Below are 983 nucleotides of genomic sequence, written 5' to 3'. Positions count from 1 at the left end.
AGCGGATGGAGGTCGCGAACCATCTGGTGGAGGCGGGAGGTGTCGAGATGGGTGTAGATCTGGGTGGTCTCGATGCCAGCATGGCCGAGCAGTTCCTGCAGCACGCGCAGGTCAGTGCCACCCGAGTGCATGTGAGTGGCAAAGGCATGGCGCAACACGTGCGGCGACACCCGCTCAGGGCTGGAGAGGCCTGCGGCCACAGCGGCCTCCTTGATTTCGAGCAGGGCTGCCTGGCGCGTCAAAGGCTTGGTGCTATTGCGGACAGAGTGGAAGAGCCACTGGGTCGGCTTGCCCCCGGAATAGGCATGAGCGAGCTTCTGCCAGAGGGCAATGGCCGCGATCGCCCGCTCATGCAGGGGCACGAGCCGCTGCTTATCGCCCTTGCCGCGGACCATCAGCATCCGGGTTCCAGGGCGAGCAGCATCGGAGGGCAGGGACAGCGCCTCACTGATTCGCATACCCGAGGCATAGAGGGTCTCGAACAAGGCAGCCCTGCGAGCATAGCCCGCCTGCCGGTACAGCCCTACCGAGGGATCGGCAGCGAGGGTATGGGCGGTCTCCAGGAGCGCCTCCGTCTCGGCAATCGACAGAACGAAGGGGAGCTTCCGGGGCCGGCGCATGGTCGACAGGTGGGCTGTGGGATCACTAGAGCCGAGTTCCTCCGCGATCAGGAACTTGTGCAAGCCGCGCGCCACCGTGGTCCTGCGGGCAATGGTTGATCCGGCATAGCCGCGCTGATCGAGAGCAGCGATGTAGTCGCGGATCTGCTCCAAGCCAACCTCGTCAAGGCCAAGGCTGTTCGCATCAAGCCAGGCAAGGTAGCAGTTGAGGTCGTCCGTGTAGGTGTCGATGGTGCCAGCTGAGGCCCCGAGCTCGGTGGCGAGGGCATCGAGCCAGAGCTGGGCCAGCCGCTGATTGGTGCGCATGAGATCCTCCTGTGAGAGGATCCTGCCACGGCACCGGTTACAGACTTCTTGTCAAAA

General features: G+C 64.2%; 1 protein-coding gene. It reads right to left on the bottom strand.

What is annotated here, in order from left to right; genetic code table 11:
• On the bottom strand, window positions 1-926 hold a 926-nt coding region (locus AC0QTX_RS27485), incomplete at its 3' end, for a tyrosine recombinase (RefSeq protein WP_474606961.1).
• Window positions 927-983 lie beyond the last annotated feature (57 nt).

It is taken from the genome of Microvirga sp. jy35, assembly GCF_056148915.1.
Note: the sequence above shows the minus strand (reverse complement) of the source record. Positions and strands in the feature narration are given on the sequence as shown.